The organism is Streptomyces luteoverticillatus, from assembly GCF_003970715.1.
GTDB classification, from domain to species: Bacteria; Actinomycetota; Actinomycetes; order Streptomycetales; family Streptomycetaceae; genus Streptomyces; species Streptomyces abikoensis.
In genome coordinates this window covers 7,266,336-7,291,646 of record NZ_CP034587.1, presented here as the reverse complement: position 1 = coordinate 7,291,646, position 25,311 = coordinate 7,266,336, and the positions used below count along the sequence as shown (strand labels likewise).

12 protein-coding genes and 1 pseudogene are annotated in these 25,311 nt (G+C 73.7%); 7 read left to right on the top strand and 6 right to left on the bottom strand.

What is annotated here, in order from left to right; all coding sequences use genetic code 11:
* Window positions 1–78: 78 nt before the first annotated feature.
* The 6 genes and pseudogenes from asnB to EKH77_RS34210 all read left to right on the top strand — a co-directional run bounded on the left by asnB (window position 79) and on the right by EKH77_RS34210 (window position 17,272).
* Window positions 79–1,893: an asparagine synthase (glutamine-hydrolyzing) gene (gene asnB / locus EKH77_RS32395; RefSeq protein WP_126917724.1), complete on the top strand. Its 1,815-nt coding sequence runs from the start codon at window positions 79–81 to the stop codon at window positions 1,891–1,893.
* Between the two features lie 80 nt (window positions 1,894–1,973).
* Complete coding sequence (locus EKH77_RS32390) at window positions 1,974–3,590, top strand: amino acid adenylation domain-containing protein (protein ID WP_240667822.1); 1,617 nt, start codon at window positions 1,974–1,976, stop codon at window positions 3,588–3,590.
* 41 nt (window positions 3,591–3,631) lie between these two features.
* Window positions 3,632–5,419: an acyl-CoA dehydrogenase family protein gene (locus tag EKH77_RS32385; protein ID WP_126917722.1), complete on the top strand. Its 1,788-nt coding sequence runs from the start codon at window positions 3,632–3,634 to the stop codon at window positions 5,417–5,419.
* 29 nt (window positions 5,420–5,448) lie between these two features.
* Window positions 5,449–15,177, top strand: a complete 9,729-nt coding sequence (locus EKH77_RS32380; RefSeq protein WP_126917721.1) for a non-ribosomal peptide synthetase — start codon at window positions 5,449–5,451, stop codon at window positions 15,175–15,177.
* 103 nt (window positions 15,178–15,280) lie between these two features.
* Window positions 15,281–16,423, top strand: a pseudogene (locus tag EKH77_RS34215) (MFS transporter); the annotation flags it as partial.
* A gap of 210 nt (window positions 16,424–16,633) precedes the next feature.
* Window positions 16,634–17,272: a TetR/AcrR family transcriptional regulator gene (locus EKH77_RS34210; RefSeq protein WP_240667821.1), complete on the top strand. Its 639-nt coding sequence runs from the start codon at window positions 16,634–16,636 to the stop codon at window positions 17,270–17,272.
* Window positions 17,273–17,281: 9 nt separating this feature from the next.
* Here EKH77_RS34210 and EKH77_RS32370 read toward each other — a convergent pair whose 3' ends face one another.
* The 4 genes from EKH77_RS32370 to EKH77_RS32355 form a co-directional block, all read right to left on the bottom strand.
* Window positions 17,282–20,494 (bottom strand): bifunctional cytochrome P450/NADPH--P450 reductase, encoded by a 3,213-nt coding sequence (locus EKH77_RS32370; RefSeq protein WP_126917719.1) that lies wholly within the window; start codon window positions 20,492–20,494, stop codon window positions 17,282–17,284.
* A gap of 235 nt (window positions 20,495–20,729) precedes the next feature.
* Complete coding sequence (locus tag EKH77_RS32365; RefSeq protein WP_126917718.1) at window positions 20,730–21,290, bottom strand: CGNR zinc finger domain-containing protein; 561 nt, start codon at window positions 21,288–21,290, stop codon at window positions 20,730–20,732.
* Window positions 21,291–21,350: 60 nt separating this feature from the next.
* On the bottom strand, window positions 21,351–21,548 hold the full coding sequence (locus EKH77_RS32360) for a hypothetical protein (RefSeq protein ID WP_126917717.1): 198 nt from the start codon (window positions 21,546–21,548) through the stop codon (window positions 21,351–21,353).
* A gap of 44 nt (window positions 21,549–21,592) precedes the next feature.
* Complete coding sequence (locus EKH77_RS32355; RefSeq protein ID WP_126917716.1) at window positions 21,593–22,639, bottom strand: alpha/beta fold hydrolase; 1,047 nt, start codon at window positions 22,637–22,639, stop codon at window positions 21,593–21,595.
* A 270-nt stretch (window positions 22,640–22,909) separates the two neighbouring features.
* Here EKH77_RS32355 and EKH77_RS32350 point away from each other — a divergent pair, with 270 nt between their 5' ends.
* A complete protein-coding gene (locus EKH77_RS32350) occupies window positions 22,910–23,284 on the top strand; it encodes a peptidase inhibitor family I36 protein (protein WP_240667667.1) in 375 nt (124 codons plus the stop codon).
* 23 nt (window positions 23,285–23,307) lie between these two features.
* Here the strand turns inward: EKH77_RS32350 and EKH77_RS32345 are convergent, their stop codons facing one another.
* Window positions 23,308–24,093 carry a VOC family protein gene (locus EKH77_RS32345; protein WP_126917714.1) on the bottom strand — a complete coding sequence of 262 codons (786 nt, stop codon included), beginning with the start codon at window positions 24,091–24,093 and terminating at the stop codon, window positions 23,308–23,310.
* A gap of 252 nt (window positions 24,094–24,345) precedes the next feature.
* Window positions 24,346–25,287 carry a carbohydrate kinase family protein gene (locus tag EKH77_RS32340; RefSeq protein ID WP_126917713.1) on the bottom strand — a complete coding sequence of 314 codons (942 nt, stop codon included), beginning with the start codon at window positions 25,285–25,287 and terminating at the stop codon, window positions 24,346–24,348.
* Window positions 25,288–25,311: the final 24 nt, after the last annotated feature.

Genomic DNA, 25,311 nt, shown 5'->3' with positions numbered 1-25,311 from the left:
ACACCGTCTGCCCCGGCCCCCGCGCCCCCTCCCCCATTCCTTCAGTTCTCCCCCGTTCTTCCTTCGAGAGGTACTGCTATGTCCGGGATCGCCGGTTGGGTCGACCGCGGCCGCGACCTGACCCGTGAAGGTGCGGCCGCCGCTGTGATGACGGCCCGCCTCGTCACCCGAGGCCGCCACGGCGAGGCGCTGTGGTCCAGCCGCTCCGCCGTGCTCGGCCACCGCGCCGACGCGCTGGACCGGGCGGGCGCGCAGCCCGCCGTCGTCCGCGAGGACGGCGAGCCGATCGCCGTCATCACCTTCGACGGCGTGCTCTACAACGCCTCCGAGCTCCGCTCCCTGCTGGCCTCGGACGGCCGCCGGGGGCCGTTGGAGACCGACGCCGAGCTGGTGCTGCGGGCCTATCTGCGCTGGGGGCCGGCGGCGGCCGAGCGTCTGGAGGGAATGTTCGCGTTCGCGGTCTGGGACGTGCGGGAGTCCGCGCTGCTGCTGTGCCGCGACCGCTTCGGCGTCAAGCCGCTGAGCTATCTGCCGCTGCCCGAGGGCGTGCTGTTCGCCTCGGAGGTGGCGGCGCTTGCGGCGCACCCGCTGGTGAGCACCGAGCTGGACGCCGAGGGGCTGTGCTCGGTGCTGGCGCAGGTGCGCCGCCCCGGGCACGCGGTGCTGCGCGGTCTGCGCGAGGTCAGGCCCGCGCACGTGGTGCGGTTCGGCCGGGACGGGGTCACCGAGCGGCGCTACTGGGCGCTGGAGGCCCGTCCGCACACCCAGGACCTGGCGGGGACCATCGAGACGGCGCGCGGCCTGCTCGACGACGCGATCGCGCGGGAGGCGGGCGCCGGCACACCGTCGGTGCTGCTCTCCGGCGGGCTGGACTCCAGTGCCCTGACCGGTCTGGTCGCCGAGGTCGCGGGCGGTGCCCCGCGCACCTTCACGGTGTCCTTCGGTGACAGCGCGGCGGCGGTGCCCGACCGGCCCTTCGCCCAGGCGGTGGTGGAACGCGTCGGCTGCGACCACCGCGAGGTGCTGGTCGAGCCGGGAGAGCTGACGGATCCGCTGGTCCTCGACGCGGTCCTGGCCGCCAAGGACTTCCCGTCCCCCTTCGGCGACAAGAACCTCACCCCGTACCTGTTCTACCGGCGCGTCGCCGAGCACTCGCCGGTGGCGCTCAGCGGGGAGGCCGCCGACGCGGTGTTCGGCGGGCTGATCAGCGAGCAGGAGCGGGCGTCCGCCGGGCATCGCACCTTCCCGTGGATCGAGCGGGCGCGCACCTTCGGCATGGCGCACGGCATCGGCAACGGGCTCTTCGACGCGGGGCTGCTGGACGAGCTGGGGTTCGCGTCCTTCTGCGCGGAGCGCTACCAGGAGGCCGTGGACGAGGTGCAGCACCTGTCCGGCGCGCCCGACGACGACCGGCGGGCCCGCGAGATCGACCACCTGCACATGACCAGGCTGTACGAGCAGGCGGTCAACCACTCCGAGCGGCTGGGCGCCGCGGCGGGGCTCCAGGTCCGCTTCCCGTTCTCCGACCACCGGCTGTTCGGCTACCTGTACAACGTCCCCTGGCGGATGAAGTCCTTCGACGGCCGGGACAAGAGCCTGCTGCGGACGATCGCCAGGGACCTGCTGCCCGCCTCCGTGCTGGACCGGCCCAAGGTGCCGTTCCCGATCACCTACCACGCGGGGTACAAGCAGTCGCTGACCGCCCGGCTGCGCCGGCTGCTGGAGGACCCGGGCGCGCCGGTGCTGCCGCTGCTGGACCTGTCGGCGGCCCAGCGCACGGCGGACGATCCCAGGGCGCTGGACCGCGGCGGCTGGCTGGGGCGTGCCGACGTGGAGATGGTGCTCCAGCTGGACGGCTGGATGCGCACCCGTCAGATCGTGCTGGCGCTGTGAACGCCCCTCCCGTTTCCGTATCCCGCGCCACCGCCCCGACCGCCCCCACCGTCCCGACTCCAGTGAAGGCCCACGTGACGATGACCGGACCCGACCGTCCACTGCTGCACGAGCTGTTCGACGAGCGTGCCGGGCGCCACCCCGACCGGGTCGCGCTGCGCGATGCCCACGGCTCGCTCACCTATGCCGAGGCCAAGCTCCGTTCCGACTGGCTGGCGGCCGAGCTGCGCCGCCGCTGCCCGCGGCCCGGAGCGCTGGTCGGGCTGCACCTGGAGCGCGGGGCCGATGTGGTCGTCGCGATGCTCGCGGTGCTCAAGAGCGGGCACACCTACGTGCCGCTCGATCCCTCGTACCCGGCCGAGCGCCTGCTGTTCACCGCCCGCGACGCCCGGCTCGCCCTGATCGTCTCCGACCAGGAGGTGCCCTCCGAGCTCGCGGAGCTGCCGGTCCTGCGCCTGGACGGGCTCGACCGGCCCGACGGCCCGCCGGCCGCTCCCCCCATGGCCCCAGACGACGTGACGCCGGACGCGCCCGCGTACGTCATCTACACCTCGGGTTCCACCGGCCGTCCCAAGGGGGTGCGGGTGCCGCACCGCAACGTGGCGGCCATGGTCCGGGCCTGCGCCCGCCGCTACGAGCTGCGCGAGGGCGACGTGTGGACCCTCTTCCACTCGTACTCCTTCGACTTCTCGGTGTGGGAGATCTGGGGCTCGTTGCTGAGCGGCGGCACGCTCGTCGTGGTGCCGCACGCGACGGCGGCCTCGCCGCAGGCGACGCTGCGGCTGCTGACCGACGAGGCCGTGACCGTCTTCAACGTGGTGCCCTCGGTCTTCCGCCATCTGACCCGGGCGGCCCGGCGCGCCGACGCGGTGCCGTCGGCCCTGCGGTACGTGATCTTCGGTGGGGAGTCCGTCGACATCCGGGACGTGCGGGCCTGGCGGGAGACGGTGGGCCGGTCGACCCGGTTCGTCAACACCTACGGCATCACCGAGGCGACCGTGTTCGTCACCTACCGGCTCTTCACCGACGAGGAGCTGGACCGGGCGGAGGACGCGCCCGGGGGCGACGCGTTCGCGTTCGACATCGGCGAACCGCTGGACGGCTGGGAGTTCCGGGTCGTCGGTGAGGACGGAGCGCCGGTCCGCCCCGGTGAGACCGGCGAGATCGTGGTGGCCGGTGACGGAGTGGCGCTGGGTTACCTGAACCGGCCCGAGCTGACCGCCGAGCGCTTCCCGCTGCTGCCCGTCCCCGGCGGCGGCACCCGGCGCCACTACCGCAGCGGCGACCTGGCCCGGCTGCTGCCGGACGGCATGTTCTGCTTCGCCGGGCGGGCCGACGACCAGGTGAAGATCAACGGCTTCCGGATCGAGCTCGGCGAGGTCGAGGCCCGGCTCCAGGACGCGCCGGGCGTCCGGGAGCTGGTGGTGGTCAGAACGGTCAGCCGGATCGGCGAACCGATGCTCACCGCCTTCTACACCACGCCCGACGCCACCGCGCGGGGGGACGGTGAGCGCGACGAGCGGGAGCGCTCCGAGCGGCTGGCCGCGTACGCCCGCCGGGCGCTGCCCGCGCACATGGTCCCCGGGCGGTTCGTGCGCCTGCCCGAACTGCCGGTCAACCCGTCCGGCAAGACCGACCGCAAGGCGCTCTCCGCGTGGCAGGGGCACGCGCCCCGGCCGGCGGCGACCACCCGCTGACACGACACGACCCGACCTTCCGTACGTCCCGAAGGACCGTGATGGCTCCACGCACCCGCAACCTCGCCAGCGACCCCGACCGGCCCAGCTTCCTGGAGGAGCTGTACCAGGGCCGGTTCCGCTGGGACCTGATCCACCCCTTCCCCGAGCAGCGGCCCGAGGACCGTGAGCGCGGCGACGCGGCGGTGGCCGCCGTCGGCGCCCTGCTGCGCGAGCGGATCGACCCCGACGAGGTCGAGGCCGACGGCGCCCTGCCGGACGGCTTCCTGGCCGAACTGGCCGAGCGCGGCTACCTCCGGCTCCAGGCCGGCTCCGACGTGGGCGGCCACGGGCTGTCCTCGTACAACACGTTCCGGGTCATCGAGGAGGCCGCCTCCCGGTGCTTCCCGGTGGCGGTGCTGCTGGGCATCGAGAACGCCCTGGGCGCGGGCGCCTTCCTGCCGGTGCTTCCGCCGGGGCCGCTGGCCGACCGGGTCAGGGCGCACGTGCTGGCGGGCGGTCTGTCCGGCAGCGCCGACACCGAGCCGGAGGGCGCCGCCAACCAGGGGCGCGGCACGACGGCGACCGTGGTGGAGGACGGCGCGGCCTATCTGCTCAACGGGCGGAAGATCCAGGTCGTCAACGCCCCGGCCGGGGGTCTGTTCGGCGTCACCGCCTCGGTTCGGGATCCCGACGGCACCGAACGCAACCGGCTGTTCTTCGTCGACGCCGACACGCCCGGGGTGCGGCGCACCGGCCCCCAGGAGCTGATGGGCATGCGCGGGTTGCCCTTCGGCGGGCTCGACCTGGACGACGTGCGCGTGCCGGCCGAGCTGGCGCTCGCCGAGCCCGACCCGGAGCACACCTCGCGGCTGACCCCGGCGGTCTCGCTGCTGGTGGTCCGTGGGCGGCTGTACATCATCGCCGCCCCTTCGCTGGCCACCGCGAAACTCTGCCTGTCATGGGCGCGGGACTTCACGGCCGGCCGGTCGGTGGACGGCCGGGGGCTCGGCGAGTACGAGGAGATCCAGCGCCGTCTCGCCGAGAGCCAGGCGGAGATCTTCGCGCTGGAGAGCACGGCCCGCTGGAGCCTGCTGGGCGAGGACAACGGCACGGACGTCAACCTCAAGTTTGAGCAGAACGCATCCAAGAACATCTGCTCGGTCCTCGGCTGGCGGGTCGCGGAGCGGACCCTGTCGATGCTCGGCGGCGCGGGCTACGAGACCGCGCGGAGCAAGCGGGACCGGCAGGCGCCCCCGCACGCCGTGGAGCGGGCCTTCCGGGACGTGCGCGGCCTGCGGATCACCGGCGGGGTGGACTTCCTGCTGGACCACTGGAGCGCGTCGCGCACCCTGCTGTCCTACTACTACCCCGAACCCGACCACGCGGCCGAGCTCGCCGCGAATCAGGCCCCGTTGCTGGCCGGCTTCGGTGACGACCACGCGCTGTCGGCCCGCAACCTGGCGCACCTGACGTTCGTCCAGGAGCAGGTCCACCGCTTCGGCCGCGACTGTCTCGAACTGACGCGTCGCCACCCCGACCGCGCCGGACTCGCCGCCAGGCAGAGGCTGATGATCCTGCTGAACCGCACGGCCACCGAGCTGCTGACGATGTCGCTCACCCTGGCGCGGGCAGCGAGCCCCGGCACCTCGGGCGACCAGGAGGTCCAGGACCTGGCCGACGTGTACTGCACCGCCGCCCGGGCCCGTCTCGCCGCGCTGCGCCACGAGCGCGCGCAGGAGGAGGGCGGGGAGGGCGAGGACAACATTTCCGCCGCCGTCGACCGGCTGGCCACCGCCGTATCGAACCACCACCCGAACACCACCGGCACCACCGGGGCCGTCCGATGAACGAGGAACCGATGAGCGAGGAACCGACCATGACCGACGCCCCCGGGGTCCCCACGACCGGCAGCGAACTCCCGCTCTCGGTCGGCCAGGAGGCCATGTGGATCTCCTGGCGGCTCGACCCGCTCCAGTGGACGCACATCATCCCGACCCCGTACCGCGTCACGGGCACGCTCGACCCGCGGCGGCTGCGCCGCGCCGTCGCCGCGCTCGGCGAGGCGTACCCGCAGCTGCGCGCGCGGGTCGTGGAGGGCCCGGGAGGCCCCCGGCTGAGCTGGGCCGACGCGCCGCCGATCCCGGTGACCGAGCACACCGTCCCGGGCGACCCGGTGCAGGCTGTACGGGCCACCTGGCAGCGCCCGTTCGACCTGACCGCAGGCCCGCTGGCGCGGGTCGACGTGCTGCACGGCGACGAGGGGAGCGTGCTGCTGATCGCCGTGCACCACCTGGTCCACGACGGCGCCTCGGTCCTGCTGCTGCTGGACGCGCTGCGCCGCGCCTACGCCGGGCAGCCCCTGGCCCCGGCCGACCACATCGGGCCGCTGACCGCCTTCGCCCGGCGCTCCCGCGAACTAACCGACACCTCCGCCGGCGACGCACAGCGCGCCCACTGGCGCACGGCGCTCGGCGACGGCACCGGCTACGAACTGCCCGCGAGCGTCGACGAGCCCGGCTACACCGTGCTCAGCACCGAGGTGCCCGCCCCCCTGGTGCCGCGCCTGCGGGCGCGGGCCGAGGAGCTCGGCGTGTCGTACTTCACCGTGCTCCTCGGCGCGTATTTCGCGCTGCTGCGGCGCTTCGCGGGCGAGGACGACCTGCTGGCCTCGATCCCGTACCACGGCCGCTCGGCCGGGGAACTGCGCGACAAGGTCGGCTACTTCGTCAACGCCCTGCCCATCCGCCGACGGGTCGGGGGAACGGAGAGCTACGCCGAGCTGATCCGCGCCCTGCGCGGCGACGTCAAGGCCGCGATGGCCAACGGCGACCTGCCGCTGCCGGCGATCCTGCGCGAGGTCGGCCTCACCGGCTGGCAGGCGCACGCGCGCAGCCACCAGACGGTCTTCCAGTACTGGCACGCCGGGCTGCGCCAGGACGTCGACGTGCAGCGGTTCGAGCTGCGGCCGGACGGGGCGCCCGACGGGGTGGGGTGCGTGCTGAGCCTGCTCGACATGGAGAGCAGCGCCGACTACACCCTCGCCGTCATGGTCCGGGAGGACTCCGGCGGCACCCATGTGCTGTGGAAGGACCCCTCCGGGGCCTGCGGTCCCACCCTGGTGGCGATGATGGCGGCGCACTACACCGAGGTGCTGACCGCCGTCGCAACGGACCCGCACGCGCCCGTGGGCGCGCTCGGCGAGCGCGTCGACGCGGTGACGGGCCCGGTGAACACCCGCGAGGTGGCCGCCCTGCTGTGCGACCACCCCGCCGTGCGACACGCCGTGGTGACGCCGACCGGCGGCGACGCCGAACTCGCCGCCCGCCTGACCCTCGACCCGGCCGCCACCGCCGACGTGCCCGCCACGCAGCTGACCGACCTGCTGCGCGAGCGACTCGGGGAGCGGGCGCCCCGGGTCCGCTTCGGCACAGTCGATTCAGACTCCGGCTCCGGTTCCGGTTCCGAGGTCGCCGCCGCCAGGCAGGCGGCCTCGGCGGACAGCGCCACCACCACCGCGCTGATCGAGCTGTGGCAGGACGTCCTCGGCATCGACGGCATCACTCCCGACGACTCCTTCTTCGAACTCGGCGGACACTCTCTGCTCGCCGCCGAGCTCGCCGACGCCATCACCCGGCGCCTCGATCTCGACACCTCCGTCCGCGCCGTCTTCGAGCACCCCCGTCTGGGCGAGCTCGCCGCCCACATCGACACCCTGCGCACCCCCGGACCGCTCGAGGAGGAGGCCGAGGAGGCGGCGGCCGAGGTAGTGGCGGCCAAGGAGCCCCGGTCGTCGTTCCCCGCCTCCGGTTTCCAGGAGCGGATCTGGCTGGCCGAGCGGCTGGAGCCAGGGAGCGCCGCGTACAACGTGCCGCTCGCCTGGCGCATACCCGGCGGGCTGGAGAAGGGTGCCCTCGCGCGGGCGCTGGCCCTGCTGGTATCCCGGCACGAGATCCTGCGCACGTCCTTCGTGGAGCACGACGGGCGCCTGCGGCAGGTCGTCGACGAGCCGTGGTCGCCGGAGCCGGAGTTCCTCGACCTGCGCGGCCGCGACGACCGCGAGGACGTCCTGCGCGAGCGGCTGAACGGGCTGGCCCACCACGCGTTCGAGCCCGCCTCGGGGCGGCTGCTGACGGCGGCGCTGGTCCAGTTGGGCGAGGACGACCAGGTGCTGTTCGTCTGTCTCCACCACCTCGTGTGGGACGGCGGTTCGGCCGGTGTCTTCCTGCGGGAACTCGCCGACTGCTACGCGGCCGTCGGGCCGGTCGTGCGGGCCCCGGAGCCCGTCGAGGCCGGTGCGCTCCACCCGGCCTCCGCGCACCAGGGCCGGATGGGCTTCATCGACCACTTCGAGCGCGGTGTGGTCTACGACGGGCCGCCCGTCTACCACAACCTGCCGCTGTACGTACGGCTCGACCGGGCGCCCGAGCCCGAGGCGCTGCGCGCGGCGGTGACCCGGGTGGAGCGGGCCCACGAGGCGCTGCGGACCACTCTGGTCCTCGTCGACGACCGGATCGCCCAGTGCGTCACCTCCGGCACCCGCATCGCGCCGCACTGGTTCGAGCCGGTGGCCGACCACGCCGGCCACGCCGATCCCGTCGACGCCGTTCCCGCCGCCCTGCGCGCCTGGGCCGCCGAGCCCTTCGACCTGGCCGCCGGTCCGCTGCTGCGCGTGGCCGTCCAGCCCGACACCGACGGTGGGGCGTGGCTCGCGCTGGCCGGGCACCAGGCGGTGGTCGACCGGGTCTCCCTGACCGTCCTCGCCGAGCAGATCCTGACCGCCCCCGACGCCGCACCCGACGCCTCACCGGACGCGGGTCCCGGCTACCGCGACTGGCTGGAGGCCCTCCTGGAGGACCGCAAGGAGCGCGACCTCACCGCCCGCGCCGAGGAGCTGCGCGGCGACATCGACCCGCTGCGGCTGCCCGAGCGTCGCCCGCGCGAGGCGGTGCACGTCTACCGGGAGCAGTCCGTCCCGCTGCGCCTGCCCGCGAGCCTGCCGCTCGAACGCTTCGCGGCGGAGCGGGGGCTGAGCGAGGAGCAGGTGCTGCTCGCCGCCTTCGCCGTGCTGCTGAGCTGGTACTCCGGCCAGGACGAGATGGTGCTCGGCGTCGCCGACGCCAACCGCCGGGACGGATCCGGCACGGTCGTGGGGCCGCTGGCGAACCTGCTGCCGCTGAGGCTGAGTACCCCGGTCTCGGCCTCGTTCGACGATCTGGCCGCCGCGGCCGGCACCGCGCTCGACCGCGCCCGCAACCACCCGCTCGCCGCCTTCGACGAGCTCGTGGCACGGCTCGACCCCGGCAAGGACATGAGCCGGACCGCACTGTTCGACGTGTTCTTCTGCTACGCCGCCGGACCGCGCTCCCTCATCCTCCCCGACGGCACCGGCGCGCGGCTCGTCGAGGAGGGCAGCGGCTACGGCAAGTACGACCTGACGCTCTTCCTGCGCCCCGACGGCGCCGCCCTGGACGGCCGGCTGGTCTTCAACGGCCTGTACTTCGACGAGCCGCAGATCCAGTTGATGGCCGAGCACTACGGGCGGCTGCTGGAGCAGCTGCTCGCCGCGCCCGGGCAGCCGGTCGGCGAGGCCGATCCGCTGACCGAGCAGGAGGCGCACACCCAGCTGGCGGTGTGGAACGCCACCGAGGCCAAGTACCCGCGGACCACGCTGCACGCGCTGGTGCGCGAGCAGGCCTCCGTGCGGCCGCAGGCGGTGGCCCTGTCCCACGGGCAGGAGCACCGCACCTACGGTGAGCTGCGGGCCCGCGCGGAGCTGCTCGCCAGGGGCCTGGTGGCGCGCGGGGTCCGGCCGGGCGAGCTGGTGGCCCTGCTGCTGCCCCGGGGCCTGGCCCAGGCCGAGGCGATGCTGGCGGTCCTGCTGGCGGGGGCGGCGTACCTGCCGATCGACCCGGCGGTGCCGGCCGAGCGGCAGTCCTTCATCCTCTCCGACTCCGGCACCCGCTTCGTGGTGGCCGACGAGGACACGGCCGGACGTCTTGACTTCACGGGCGTGGTGGTGACGTCCGAGAAGGGCACAGCCGGGCAACCCGGCTTCACGGGCACCGTGGTGACGTCCGAGGAGCTCGCCGCGACGCCCGGCGCCGACGGCGCGGCGCTGCCCGACACCGGCCCCGACTCCCCCGCGTACTGCATCTACACCTCCGGCACCACCGGGCGCCCCAAGGGCGTCGTGGTCAGCCACCGCAACGCCGTCCGGCTCATGGTCAACGACCGTTTCCCCTTCAGTTTCGGCTCCGCCGACGTGTGGACGATGTTCCACTCGTACGCCTTCGACTTCTCGGTGTGGGAGCTGTTCTGCGGGCTGGCCCACGGTGGCCGGGTGGTCGTCGTCCCGGAGGAAGAGGCCCGCGACGCCCGGCAGTTCTGGCGACTGCTGCAGCGGGAGCGGGTCACCGTCCTCAACCAGACGCCCAGCGCCTTCCGGCAGTTGCTCGCGGTGGAGGAGGAGTCCCCGGCCCCGCTCGACCACCTGCGCTATGTGATCTTCGGCGGGGAGCAGCTCCAGCCCGCGATGCTCGGCGGCTGGCTGGACCGCCGCCCGCAGGTCCGGCTGGTCAACATGTACGGGATCACCGAGACGACCGTGCACGTGACCGTCCGCACCGTCACCCGGGCCGACGCGGACGCCGACCGCAGTGTGATCGGCACCCCCATCCCGACCACCACCGTCCACCTGGTCGATCCGCGCACCCGGGGCCGGTTGCTGCCGGTGGGGGCCGTCGGCGAGATCCTGGTCGGCGGCGAGGGCGTCACGGCCGGCTATCTGGGTCGCCCGGAGCTGACCGCCGAGCGCTTCGTGCCGGATCTGTTCGGTGGCGGCACCCTCTTCCGCAGCGGTGACCTGGCCCGCTACCGCCCCGACGGCTCCCTGGAGTACCTCGGCCGCGGCGACTCGCAGGTGCAGCTTCGCGGTTACCGCATCGAGCTCGGCGAGATCCAGTCCTGTCTGCGCGAGCACCCGGCCGTGGCGGACGCCACCGTGCTGGTCGAGGACGACCGGCTCGTCGCCTATCTGCTGACCGCCGGTGAGCCGCCGACCGGGGCCGATTTGCGCCGGCACCTGGGGGCCAAGCTGCCCGAGTACATGATCCCGGCCCGGTTCCGCACCGTGCCGGAGATCCGGCTGACCGCCAACGGCAAGCTGGACACGGCGGCCCTGCGCGCCGACGGCGTGCCGCTGGAGAGCGCCGGGACGGGCGAGCCGCGCACCCCCACCGCGCGGACGCTGGCCGCCCTGTGGGCCGAACTGCTGGGCGTGCCCTCGGTCGGCGCGGACGACTCCTTCTTCGCCCTCGGCGGCCACTCGTTGCTGGCCGTGCGGATGCTGGGCCGGGTCACCCGCGACTTCGGCCCCGCTCTCCCCTTGCGTACCCTCTTCGAGAGCCCCCGGCTGCAGGACTTCGCCGACCTGGTCGACGCCCACACGGGAACGGCCCCCACGGGCGCCGCTTCCGCTGGTGCGGACGAGGCGACGACGGGGCAGTTGCTGCCCGCCTCCGGTTTCCAGGAGCGCATCTGGCTGGCCGAGCGCGCCGCCCCGGACGACGCCCGCTACAACGTGGTGCTCGCCTGGCGGGCCGAGGCCGGGCTCGACGCCGGTCTGCTGCGCCGGGCGCTGGACGACCTGATCCGGCGCCAGGAGATCCTGCGCACCCGCTTCGTGGAGCACGGGGACCGGCTGCGCCAGCTGATCGGCGAGGCGTGGAGCCCCGAGATCGAGCCGCTCGACCTGCGGGCCGCCGTCGCGCCCGACGACGGTCTGCGGGACTGGCTCGACCGGGCGGCGCGCCGCCCCTTCGACCCGGCCTCGGGCCGGCTGCTGCGGGTGGCCCTGGCGGACACCGGCGGCACGGACCGCGTCCTGTTGCTCTGCCTCCACCACCTGGTGGTCGACGGCGAGTCGGTGCCGGTGCTGCTGCGCGAACTGGAGCGGTCCTGGAACGCGGTCGCCCAGGGCCGGGCGGCCGAGCCGCCCGCCGTCCAGTACCGCGACTTCGTGGCCGACCAGGAGGCCGAACGCGACGGCGATCGCCGCGCCGCCGACCTCGCCCACGCCACCGAACGGCTCGCCGGCGCCCCCGCGTACGCCCACCTGCCCGAGCCGACGGTGCCCGGGCCGAACGGCGCGGTCGCGATCCCGCTGCCGGCGAACACCATGGAGCGGCTGCGCCGGCTGCAGTCCGAGCAGGGCGTGTCCTGGTTCATGGCCGCCGCCACGGCGCTGGCCGTCCTGCTGCACCGCTGGACCGGCCGCCCGGACGTCACTTTCGGCGTCCCCGTCTCCACCCGCGACCGAGGCCGCTTCGCCGAGCTCCTCGGGCCCTGCCTGGACCTGACGGTGCTGCGGTCACGTCCCACCGTGGACGCAACGCTGCGGGACGCGGTGCGGGCCATGCGGTCCGAGGTGCTGGAGGCGTTCGAGCACCGCGGCGCCCCCTTCGACGAACTGATGGAGCGGCTGCGGCCGGAGCGGCGCCCGGGCCGGACGCCCTACGCGGACGTCGCGCTGAACATGAACCTGCTCAGCGGCCGTCGCACCGTGCTCGGCGGCAGCGAGCTGCGCCCGCTGTTCTTCGACTCCTTCTGGGAGCAGGAGACCAAGTTCGCGCTGACCGTCACCCTCTCCGAGCAGGACGGCACGCTCTCCGGCGCCTTCTCCTACCGGGGCGACCGGTTCGCCGCCGAGGACGTCCGGCTGCTGGCCGAGGCGTTCGGCCGACTGCTCGCCGGACTGCCCGAGCTGCTGGACCTGCCCCTGGACGGTCTCGGGCTGCCGGCCGCCGTCGGCGGCGAGCCGCTCCGGCTGCTCCCGGCAGCCTCAGAGGTGGTCGCAGACGTGGCCGTGGACGTCGCTTCGCCCGGCGCGGCCGCCCCGCGCGGGCGGGTTCAGTACCGGGACTACGTCGCGGCCCAGGAGGCCCGGCGGGAGGGCTCGCAGCGCGCCGCCGACCTCGCCCACTGGGCCGAGCACCTGGCCGGGGCCCCGCCGTACCTGGACTTCCCCGCGCCCCGGACGAGCGGCCCCAACGGCGCCGTGCCGATCCCCCTGGCCGACGGTCTGCTGGAGCGCTGGCGTCCGCTGCTGCGGGAGCACGGCTTCACCCCGTACCTGACGGCGGCCGCCGCCCTGGCCACGCTGCTGCACCGCTGGACCGGCACGGACGACGTGGTCTTCGCCGGGCCGCTCGCCCACCGTGACGAGCCGGAGTTCGCCGATCTGCTGGGGCCGTGCCTGGACACGGTCGTCCTGCGGTCGCGTCCCGCCGACGGGGCGACGGTGCTCGACCTGCTGAACGCGATGCGCGCCGAGCTGCTGGGCGCCGTGGAGCACCGGGACGCGCCCTTCGAGGAGATCGTCGACCGCCTCAACCCGCCCCGCAGGCCGGGCCGCACCCCGTACGCCGACGTCCAGCTGAGCCTGGAGACCGCGAGCGACCGGCAGCCCACCCTGGCCGGCCGGCCGCTGACGCCCTTCGACTTCGACCGGCAGGGCGCCGGCTTCCTCGGCAAGCTCGGGCTGACCGTGGTGCTCACCATCGACGGAAGCGCGCTCAGCGGTGTGGTGACCTACCGGGGCGACCGCTACCGGCCCGCCGACGTGGCCCAGTTCGCCACGCTCCTCGGCCGGATCATGAACGCGCTGCCCGACCGGCTGGACGCGCCCATCGACGAACTGGAGCTGACCGGCACCGACCTCGCGCCGCTCCTGGCGGCCGAGCGCGGCCCGGCCGCGCCGCCCGTCACCACCGTGCCCGAGCTCGTGGCCCACTGGTGCGCGCGGCAGCCCGGGGCGCCGGCGGTGGAGACGGCCGACGGCACGCTCGACTACCGGAGCCTGGCCGAACGCGCCGACGCGCTCGCCGACCGGATCCGTCCGCATCTGCGCGCCACCGATCCCGTGGTCGCGCTCGTGCTCGGCCGGGGCGCCGCACTGCCCGTGGCGATGCTGGCCGCGTGGCAGGCCGGGGCCGCGTTCTCCCCGATCGAGCCGGGACACCCCGACGACCGGATCGACTTCATCCTGGACGACCTGGACGCCTGCGCCGTCCTGACCGACGACCCGGCGTTGCGCGCGCGGCTCGCCGCCACGGGCCGCCCGGTGCTCGATGTCAGCGGCGCCCTCGCCATGGATATCACCGCCTCCCCGGTGACCCTGCGCGTCCCCGATCCCGAGTCCACGGCCTACGTCATCTACACCTCCGGCACGACCGGCCGCCCCAAGGGCGTCGCCGTCCGCCACGGCGGCCTCGGGCGGCTGGTGCTGTGGGGCCGTGAGTCGTTCGGCCTCGGGCCGCACGACCGCGTCGCCCAGGTCCTCAGCCCCGGCTTCGACGCCTCGCAGTGGGACATCTGGTCGGCCCTCGGTTCGGGCGGCTGCGTGGTCCCGCTGGAGGGCCCGGTGCTCGCCCCCGAGCTCGCGAGCTGGCTGGACGAGCGGCGGATCTCCACCTGCCTGGTGATGACCCCGCTCGCCGAGGCCATGTGGAACGCGGGCACCCCGGCGCCCCGGCACCTGCGCCACCTCCTGGTGGGCGGCGCGGCCTTCACCCAGTGGCCGCCCACCGATCTCCCCTACCGGGTGCGCAACGTCTACGGGCCCACCGAGACCACCGTGTTCGCGCTGCACCACGAGTTCACCGGCGACCAGGAGGGCCCGCTGAACCGGCTGGGCCGGCCGCTCGCCGGGGTGGAGGCCCTGATCCTCGACGCCCGGGGCCGGCGCTGCCCGGCCGGTGTGGTGGGCGAGATCTGCCTGGGCGGCGCCCTCGTCGCCGCGGGCTACTGGCGCCGGCCCGGACTCACCGCCGAGCGTTTCCGCCCCACGGGGCCGGACGGCGAGCCCGGAGTGGTCTACCGCACCGGCGACCTCGGCCGGCGGCTGCCCGACGGCACCGTGGAGTTCCTCGGCCGCGCCGACCGGCAGGTCAAGGTCCGTGGCTACCGGATCGAGCCGGGCGAGATCGAGGCCGTCCTGCTGGCCGAGCCCGAGGTGGCCCTGGCCCGGGTGCAGGCGGACCCGAAGCGCTCCCCGGCGCTGACGGCCTATCTGGTGCCGGGCACCGGGCGGCGCCCGGAGGCGACGGAGCTGATCGGGCGGCTGCGCGCCAAACTGCCCGCCTTCATGGTCCCCGAGGCCGCCGTCTGGCTGGACGCGCTGCCGCTGACGCCCAACGGCAAGGTCGACGAGGCCGCGCTGCCCCGGCCGGGGCGCGAGGACCTGGCGACCCGCTCCGACTGGGTCGCGCCCGGCACGGGTCTGGCGCGGCGGATCGCCGAGGTGTGGTCGGAAGTCCTGGGCCTGGCCGAGGTCGGCGCCCACGACAACTTCTACGACCTGGGCGGCAACTCCCTGCTGCTGGCCAAGCTGCACAGCCGGCTGACGGCCGTGCTCGAGCGGGACCTGCCGATCTCGCGGCTCTTCGAGCACCCGACGGTCGCGGCCCTCGCGGACGCCCTCGGCGACCACCCGAGGCCGGCGGACGCGACGGGGGCCGACGGGTCCCGGGCCCGGATCGACCTGCGCGACCGGGCGGCCCGCTCCCGCAGCGCCGCCGCCGCACGGCAGGCCCAGCGCCGCCGCTGACCGCCCCCGCCGGCCCGGGCCGCGCCCCCGAGACCTCCTCGGGCGGCGCGGCCCGGGCCCGAAGGGGCCCGGGGATCCGCCTCCACCAACCGAAAGGGACGACATGGAATCCGCGAAGGACGACATGGAATCGACAAGCCCCGCCGCCTCACCGCCGACTCCGGCAACCGCGACCACAGCCACGGCCACGGCCATGGCCGACCACCGGGCCACGCTCCGGACGCTGCTGTGCGCGGAGGTGCTGTCGATGACGGGCTCCCAGCTGAGCGCCGTCGCACTGCCGTGGTTCGCCCTGCAGAGCACCGGGTCGCCGGCCGCCATGAGCAAGGTGATGGCCGCTCAGATGGTCGCCGTCGCGGTCTTCGGCCTGCTGGGTGCCTCCCTCGCGGGACGGCTGGGCCCCCGGAAGGTGCTGCTGCTCGCCGACACCGCCCGCGCGCCGCTGATCGCCCTGGTGCCGCTGCTGCACTCGGCCGGACTGCTCGGCACGCCGGTGTTCATGGTGCTGCTCTTCGCGGTGGGCTCCTTCTTCGCCCCCTACGTGGCCAGCCAGCAGGCCATCCTGCCCGCCCTCGTCGGCGACGACGAGACGCTGCTCAGCAAGGCGAACGCCCGCCTCCAGGGCGCCACCCGCCTGACCATCCTGCTCGGACCGCCGGCCGCCGGACTGCTCATCGCGGCGATGGGGGCCCCGGCCGTGCTGTTCCTGGACGCACTCAGCTTCCTGTGCTCCGCGATCCTGCTCCGCTGGGGCCTGCCGCGCGACCTTCCCATCGCCGTGGCACCGCGCCGCGGCCGGCTGCGCGACAGCATGGCCGTCCTGTTCCGGGACCGGATGCTCGGCCACTGGACGCTCGCCCAGATCCTCGGCGAGAGCGCCTGGCAGGCCCTGTTCGCGCTCATCCCCGTCTTCGTCCTGCTGCGGCACGGATCGTCGACCCTGTCCGGTGTGCTGCTGGGCGCCTTCGGCGGCGGCGCGCTGCTGGGCACCTTCCTGGTGGGGCCCGCCCTGCGCCGGCTGTCCAACCTGCGCCTGGCCGTCCTCGGCCGGGCGGGCCAGGGCATCGCCTTCCTGGCCCTGCTGCTTCCGCTGGGGCCGGGTGCGCTGACGGTCTTCCTGGTCGTGGTGGGGCTGTTGAACGGTGTGTCGAACGCCCCGATGGCGGCGGTGCGCACCGCCGCCATCCCGGCGCCGCTGCGTTCCTCCACCCTCACCGTGATCGCGGCCGGCGCGCTGTCGGGGGCACTCTGGGCCTGGCGGCGGCGGGCACCGCCGTGGAATCCGCGGGCATCCAGCGGACGTTCATGGGGCTGGCGATCGTCCAGGCCTTCGGGGCCGCGCTCTTCCTCGTGGGCGCCGCGTCCGCCGCCCGGCGGCGGGAGGTGGACGGCTGAGACGGGGACCTCGACCTGGTCGTACGACTCGTTCGTCCGACTGGGTCGGTACGATGGGGCGATGGCTCACGTCTCCGCGGCCGAGCGCCGCCCTCAGCTGATCAAAGCGGCCATCGACCTCATGACCAGGGAGGGCGTCGCCGCCGGCAGCACACGGGCCATCGCCGCCGAGCTCGGCGTCGCGCAGGCCACGGTCCACTACACCTTCGGTACGAAGGCGGACCTGTACCGGGCGGTCCTGGAGCGGCTCACCGACGATCTGACCGCGCGGGTCGAGCGGGCGACGCCCGAGGACGCCGGATTCGAGGAGACGATCGCCGCGCTGGCCCACGCCTCGTGGCGCACCGTGCGGGAGGAGCCGACCCGCTACCGGCTGCTCACCGAGCTGAGCATGCTCGCCCTGCGGACCCCCGGTCTGAGCGAGGCCTACGAGGGCTACTACCGGGGGGTGGGCGAGGTGACGGCGAGGCTGGTGTCCGAGGCGGCGGCGCGGGCCGGGTACGAGCTCGCCCAGCCCGCGGAGACGATCGCGCGGTTCTTCCTCGCCGGCTTCGACGGGCTGACGCTGCAGCGCCTCTACGCGCCGGACGAGTTCTCGGAGGACGTCGGCCTCCGGGTCCTGGTCTCCGCGACGCTCGCCCTGGCCGGGGGGCGGCTGGAGCCGGCGGAGATGCCGACGGGCCGGCGGGTGGCGGGCTGACGGACGTCGTCAGCCGGCCCAGACGTCCTCGGCGTAGCGACCGGACTCGGCGAGGGAGACCAGCCAGGTGGCGGCCTCCTCGTCGGACCCGCCGGTGTGCTCACGGTGGACGGTCATGAGCGCCTCCCGCACGGCGGGGGCCATGCGGCGGCCGTCGCCGCAGACGCGGACCAGGCCGCCGGCTTTCAGTACGGCCCAGATCTCCTCGCTCTCCCGCGTGATGCGGTCCTGGACGAAGCGGGCGCCGTTCTCGGGCGCGTGCATGAAGGCCGGGCGCATGCTCACGGCTCCGGCCGCCTCGGCGGCTTCGAACTCCTCGCGGTGGAGGTAGTCGACGTCGGGGTGGTCGCAGCCGAAGTAGCACAGCAGCGCTCCGGCCGACCGGGTGTACAGCCGGTCGAGGATCGCACCCCGGAAGGGTGCCAGCCCGGTGCCCGCGCCGACCAGGACGACCGGCACGGACGGGTCCTCGGGGAGCCGGAAGGTCTCGCCGCACGGCAGGACGCGGGCATGAAGGGTGTCACCCGCCGTCACGTTCCGGAGGTGATGGGAGGCGATGCCGCGGAAGGTGCCCTCGCCGCTTCGGTGGGGTGCGGCGAGCAGCGACACCATGAGGTCCACCTCGCCGGGCGACGCCTGGGCGGACGAGGAGATCGAGTAGTGGCGCGGGCGGAGGACCGGGAGCAGTTCCAGGAAGCGGGCGAAGGGCAGCTCGCAGGCGCGGTGGTGTTCCAGCAGGTCCAGGACGCTGCGTCCGGCGGCCGTCACGCGTGCGCGGAAGGTCTCGGGGTCCGCCGCGGCGAGTTCGGCGAGAGGGCGCTTCTCGGGTGGGCAGGCGGTGTGCTCGGCGAGCACGGCGATCTGTTCCCGGGTGGCGGGGTCCTGCAGCTCCACGAAGTCGGTCAGCAGCCGGCGCAGGGTCAGCGGGCGGTCGACGGGCAGGGAGTCGCCGCCGCGGCGGCGCGCGTGGAGCCGGACGGTACGGTCCAGGTCGAGGCCGAACCGGTCGGCGACCCGCCGTACGAGGGCGGCCGGGTTGCTCGGGAGCACGGCCAGGTGGTCGCCGGTGCGGTAGGTGACGCCCTCGGGCAGCCGCAGCCTCAGGAAGCGCTTGGACCGGCCGAGTTCATGGCTCATGTCGACGAGTTCGTAGGCGTCGAGCACTTCCATCGGCTGTACGCCGTGCCGTGCCGCGAGTTCGCCGGTGACCGACTCGAAGGCGTCCTGGATCTCGTACAGGCCCGGGTGCCCCTGGGGCTCCTCCGGCCCGGCGGCCGTTGGGTGGCCGTACCGCTCCAGCAAGGCGGTCCACAGGTCGTCCGTCCACCGGCCCACGGCGCCCGCGAAGTCACCGGAGGCGTCGGCGGCGCCGCGCTCCAGCAGTGGGGTGGCGCCGGCCGCCGTCAGGCGCTCGTCGATGAGGGAGGGGACGCGCTGATAGGTGGCCGCCCAGTTGCGGTCGCCGACGCCGAGCACGGCGTACTGGACGCCATCGAGCGAGCCGGGCTCGAGTCCGTCCAGCGACGCGACGAACTCGGCGGCGTCGTCGGTGGGCCTGCCGTTGTAGGAGGCGGCCACGATCACGACCGGGCCCTCGACGGCGCTCAGCCTCTCGCCTGACGCGTAGTCGTCGAGGGGTGTCACGGTCGGAGCGAACCCGCGTTCGTCACCGGCCGCGGCCAGATCGCGGGCGATGCCCGCGCAGGTGCCGAGGTTGGAGCCGTGCAGAAGGGTGAGCGCGGTGCCCGTGGCCCGTCGGGTCGGGGAACCGTCCCGGCCGGCGGGGGCGTCGCTCGCGGCGGCCGTGGGGCGGCGGCGCTCGTCGTCGGTGCGCCGGGCCAGTTCGAGGGTGAAGCCGTCGGGCTTGATGGTGAGGGTTTGTTTGATCTTCAGTTGGTAGTCGGCGTGGTCGATCAGCCGGTAGCGGTGCGTCAGCAGGCCGAGCAGCAGGGTGGCCTCGTGGAGGGCGAACTGGCGGCCGATGCAGGCGCGTTCGCCGTTGCCGAACGGCTTGAACAGGTGGACCGAGCGCTTCTCCTCCCGCTCGGGCGTGAAGCGCTCGGGGTCGAACAGTTCGACGTTCTCGCCCCAGGCGGGGTCGCGGTGGAGGGCCGGGGTGTAGATCGTCAGCGTCTGCCCCTTGCGCACGGCGTACTCGCCGCCGATGACGGTGTCCTCAAGGGGTTCCACGGCGAAGCCGGGTGCGGTCGGCCACAGCCGCAGGCTCTCGTTGAGCACCTGCCGGATGTAGGTGAGCCTGCCTATGTCGCCGTAGTCGGGTTCCGGGGTGTCCGTGTCCCCCCACAGGGCGTCCACCTCGGCCTGGGCCCGCGCGAGCACTTCGGGGTGTTTGGTCAGATAGTGGAGGGCGAAGGACAGGGCGCCGCTGGTGGTCTCGTGCCCGGCGATGAGGAAGGTGATCACCTGGTTGCGGATGTTCACGTCGTCCAGGGGGTCGCCGGTCACCGTGTCCCGGGTGTGCAGCATCCGGCCCAGCAGGTCGTCCGTGCTCGTGTCGCCGGATGCCCTGCGCCGCCGGACGACCTCGTCGACCAGATCCGTCATCAGCTCGACGTCCCGGCGGAACCGCTCGGCCTGCTTCCGCTTGAACAGCTCCGCGCCCGGGATGGATTCGACCCGTTCCTGGGCGAAGGCCAGCGTCCGTGACATCGCGTCGACGAAGGGGTGGAGCCGGTCCCGGCGGAACGACTGGAAGTCGTAGCCGAAGCCGCACAGTCCGATGGTGTCGAAGGTCAGCCGGGTCATGTCCTCGGGCACGTTCACCGCCCGTTCCCCGGCGGCCCGGTCCCACTCGGCGATCAGGGACCGGGCGACCCGGAGCATGGTGCCGTGGTAGTCGCGCATCGCGCCGAGCGAGAACGCCGGCATCAGGATGTCGTGGGCCTTGCGCCAGTTCGGCTCGTGGCCGAAGGCCGTGAACAGGCCGTCCCCGGCGAACCGGCGGACCTCGATCAGGTCCGGGGACAGGCTCTTGCGGAACCGGGACTCGTCCGACAGCTCCGTCACCAGCTCCAGGCCGCCGACGACGACGGTCTCGGTCCCGAAGGCGCGGAGCCGGAACACCGGCCCCAGCTCCTTGACCTCCTTCATCAGAAGGGCGTGGCCGTCGGCGCCCCTGAGCAGGTCGAGGGCATGGCCGATCAGGGGCAGCGCCGGCCGCTCGGGGATCGTCCGGGCGGCGCCAACGGGGGTGTGCGTCATGGGCCTTGCCTTTCGTCGCACTCCAGCAGTCGAGTGGGGCCCAACGTACAGACGACATTGTCAGTCGACAATGTCGAGCGATTGTGTTGCTGGACACGGCTGGTCGACTCAACCGGTGAGGGGGTACGCGGCGTCGGCCGGAAGACGATCCGGGCGGAACGGGGAGGGGGTGGAACGGGAGCCGGACGTGCGGCGGATCGCGGCTCGGATTCGAGCGGAGGCGGATCGGACCGGCTCAGCGGGACGTTGCGGGCGTGGTCTTCTTGCGGGCGCGGTACGCGGCTGCCTTGATCTTGTTGCCGCAGGAGTCCATCCCGCACCACTGCCGGCGCATGCCCCGCGAGCGGTCGATGTAGGTGCGGGTGCACTCCGGGTTGCCGCACTCCTTGAGCAGGGGCACGTCCGCCCCGTTCAGGAGCTCGACGGCGTGCCGCGCCACCATGGAGAGGGCTTCTTCCGGCGTCGCCTGCGTCCATCGCCCCGCCGGAGTGAGCTGCGGCACCGCGGGCGGCTTGCGTGCCGCGTTGTTCACGACGGTCAGCGCCGCCCTGTCGTACTCCTGCCCGAGCCGACGGGCTGTGACGAGCTGGTAGATCGCCTCCCGTACGGCCCTCGCCTGCTCGACGTCGGCCTCCTGCCCGGGGGAGACCGCGTCGACGAGGCCGGACTCCACGTGCCAGGCGTTCAGCCTGCCGGGCGTCGTGAACATCTCGAAGCGCACCGAGCGGCGCGCTCGCAGCGTCGCGGCGAAGTCAAGTGCCGGATTACCGCATACGAAGACATGGTCGAGATTCACATCACCAGTCTGGCAGGTGACTGGTGTGGCGTCGAGCAAGATCCGCCGCCGGCGCTCCGCTCAGAGGCCGAGGTCGACGGCGACGCAGGAGAAGAACTTCCACGACCCCTCGGAGTCGTGGGCGTGACGCGCCGAGTCGTTCACCGAGGCCGCCCTTTCCTCGACCATGTCCTCGTAGCGGATTCGCTCGGGCAGCCGGCCGAAGCGCGCTCGGCGTGCCGCCACGGCAGTGGTGTCGGTGTTGCTGCCGTGTTCCATGTCGGACTCCGTTCAATCTCGGGCGGATACTTCCGGATGCTTCGTCAGAATCGGTCGGCGTCGACGACGGCCTGGGCGAAGGCTTCGGGCGCCTCCTGGGGCAGGTTGTGGCCGATCCCCGTCAGGGTTCGGTGCTCGTACGCGCCCGTGAACCTGTCGCGGTACGAGGCGTCGGCGCCCGGAGCCGTGAAGGGGTCCCGTTCGGGGTCGAGGGTGACGGTGGGTACCTCGATGACCGGCCGCGCGGCGAGCCGCTTCTCGAGTCCGTCGTAGCGGCGCTCGCCGTCGGCGAGGCTCAGCCGCCAGCGGTAGTTGTGGATGACGACGGACGCGTAGTCGGGATTGTCGAACGCTGCCGCGGTGCGCTCGAACGTGGCGTCGTCGAACTCCCACGTAGGGGAGACGGTGTCCCAGACGAGCCTGGTCAGGTCGTGCCGCAGGGCCTTGTCCTCCATGGCGAGCCGGCCTCGTTCGGTGGCGAAGTAGTACTGGTACCACCAGGCGTGTTCGGCTTCGGGGGCCAGCGGCTTCAGATTCGCCTGGCGATCGGTGATGAGGTACCCGCCCACCGAGACAAGGGCCTTGCAGCGTTCGGGGTGGAGCGCGGCGACGATGTCGGCGGTGCGCGAGCCCCAGTCGAAGCCTGCCAGAACGGCCTTCTCCACCTTCAGGGCGTCCATCAGGGCGATGAGGTCGACGGCGAGGGCCGACTGCTGGCCGTTCCGGAACGTCCGGCCGGAGAGGAAGCGCGTCGTGCCGTGACCGCGCAGATACGGGACGATCACCCGGTAGCCCTCCTCGGCCAGCAGAGGGGCGACGTCGACGTAGCTGTGGATGTCGTACGGCCAGCCGTGCAAACAGATGACCACGGGCCCGTGGGTGGGGCCCAGTTCGGCGTAGCCGACGTTCAGCAGGCCGGCCTTGATCTGCTTCAGCTGCGGAAGGGTGGCTGCCGATGTCGGCGTCGGTGTCCCGGACGCGCTCCGGGTCTCGGCGGACGCGCTCCACGAGCCCCCCAGTCCGGTCAGCGAAACGGCGGCCGCGCTCGTGCCCAGCCCCACGGCCTTGCCGAAGTCACGTCTGTTGATCATGCGAATCACTCCGTGCGTTCATGTGCGCCGGCTTCTTCGATGGCCGACTGTCACACAGACTGACGTCACCGGTCAAACAGGTGACGGGAAATCGGCGGCCGAGGCGAGGAATTCACGACACATACCCCCAGGGGTGAACGTGGGCACAGCCCTTGGCGCCGAGCGCCGGTTCCTCGATCCTTGACGCAACGGCTCGTCAACGCGGCTTCGTCATCCGGCCCGGGGAGACACACGAACATGAGAAACGCCTTGCGTACACTGCTCGTTCCGGTGGCCGCACTGGCCGGCACCGTGCTGCCGGTCTCCACAGCCCACGCCGCCGGCGGGTACGACCGTTGCCCTGTCGGCTACTACTGCATGTTCTCGGGCCTCGACGGCACCGGCGAGATGATCCAGCTACGCGGAAGCACGCCGGACCTCGCCCCTCTCGGCATGAACGACCGGGCAGAATCGGACTGGAACCGCACATCTTCGACCATCCATCTCTGGTCCGACGCCAACTACACCGGCTGCACGACCGTCACGTCCGCCGGGCCGACCGGCAAGGGCAACTTCTTCCCCGCCTACCGGGACTTCCTCAGCTCCGTGCAGTTCGACGGCCCGGGCGGTCCGAGCTGCGGCACGCCGCCCGGCGAGGGGCGCTGACCACGCCGGGCCTCGAGGCGAAGTCAGGACTCGGCGCTTCTGATCACCGCGAACGGGGCTCCGAAGGGGTCGAGGAACATGCCCACGCGTCCGATGCCCGGGGCGTCCATGGCCTCGATGAGGACGATGGCACCGTGCCCCGCCGCCGAGGCCACCGCTGCGTCGCAGTCGGCGACCTCGAAATAGGGGTGCCATTCGGAGCGGGAACCCGCCGCCAGGTGCCCCTCGGGCAGCTGCATGAGGCCACCGTGCACGGTCTCCACTCCGCCGCCCGCAGGCCCGGCGACCTTGTACTGGAGGCCGCCGCCCACCGGCAGGTCCCGGGTGTCCCAGGGCAGGACGGCACGGTAGAACGCGTCCGCCGCGGCCAGGTCCGTCGTGTACAGCTCGACCCAGCTGACCGAGCCCGGCTCGTTGACCAGATCCAGCCCCCGCACGTCACGGGCCTGCCAGACCGCGAACTCGGCGCCGGTGGGGTCGGTGAAGCCGGCCATCCGGCCGGCGGTGAAGACGTCACCCGGCGCGATGCGGACCGTGCCGCCCGCCTGCTCCACGGCCTTCGCCGTGGCATCGGCGTCCTCCGCGCGGAAGTACACCGTCCAGGCCGAGCCGGCCCCCTCCTCCGTCAGGGGCCCGACACCGGCGACGGTTCTGCCGCCGAGCCGGAAGAAGCCGTAGCCGACGGCGGGGCCGGCCGAGGCGTACTCCCAGCCGAAGACCGCGCCGTAGAAGGCGACGGCGGCGTCGATGTCGGGGGTGCCGAGGTCGAGCCAGGCCGGCCCGCCGGGGACTTGGGTGGACGTCAGCATGGGTGCCCTTTCGGCCGCGGGAGCGTGTCGGTGCGCCCGGCGGGGGCCGGGCGGGCCTTGCGGGAGACGATCGGCTCTCAGCATGGCAGGGGGCACTGACAATCCCGCCGAGGCGCCGTCCGGCGTGCCGGAGGCCGACGCGCTCCGGTGTGCACGCATCCCGCTTCCCAGCGGCCCGCGCCGCCCGGGCCGGGCGGAAGTGGGGGCGGGCGCCGGCTCGTCGCGTCAATCAGCGGTCAGCGGTCAGGCGGGTCAGCGCGGGATCGGGCCCTCGAGTTCCGAGGCGTACGGCGGCTGGGCGCCCGCCCGGGAGCAGGTCAGCGCGGCGGCGCGGGCGGCGAAGGCCAGGACGTCGCGCCATTGGTCCGCGTCCAGGGCGGGCGTGCCCGTGAGCGCGCCGTGGTGGTCGAGGCGGTGCAACAGCGCGGCGTTGACGGTGTCGCCCGCTCCTATGGTGTCCACGACGTCCGTCTCCGTGCCGGGGACGGACACCTCGACGCCGTCGCGGGTGCGGACGGTCAGGCCGGCGCCGCCCCGGGTGAGCACGACGGCGTACGGACCCGACGCGAGCCACTCATCGACGGCGGCCTCGAGGTCGGTGGATTCCGCGAGCCAGGCCGCGTCCTCCTCGGAGAGCTTGAGCACGGTGGTGTGGGGCAGCCAGGAGCGGAAGCGGGCCCGGTAGGCGTCGGCGTCGGGGATGAGGCCCGGCCGGATGTTCGGGTCGAGCGCGGTGAACAGGCCGTTCCCGGACGCGCGGCGCATCAGTTCCTCGTACGCCCCGGCTCCCGGCTCCAGGACGAGGGAGCAGGTGCCGAAGGAGATGGCGCGGGCCGCCGGGGGGAGGCCGGCGGGGAGCCGGAAGAGGCGGTCGGCGGTGCCCTCCGCGTGGAAGGTGTAGGTGGCCGAGCCGCCCTCGCCGATGTGCGCCACCGCCAGGGTGGTGGGTTCGGGGCCGCGCTGGACCAGGGAGGTGTCCACGCCGTCCGCCGTCAGGGCGCGCAGGAGTGCCTCACCGAAGTGGTCGGTGGACAGCCGGGAGCAGAAGGCGGCCGGGGAGCCGAGGCGGGCGAGGGCGACGGCGGTGTTGTAGGGTCCGCCGCCGCGCCGGGGCAGGAGGGCGGGCAGCTCGTCGTCGGTGGCGGGCCCTGCGGGGACGAGGTCGATGAGGGCTTCCCCGGCGACGATGATCATGTGTGGTCGGTGCCTTTCGACAGG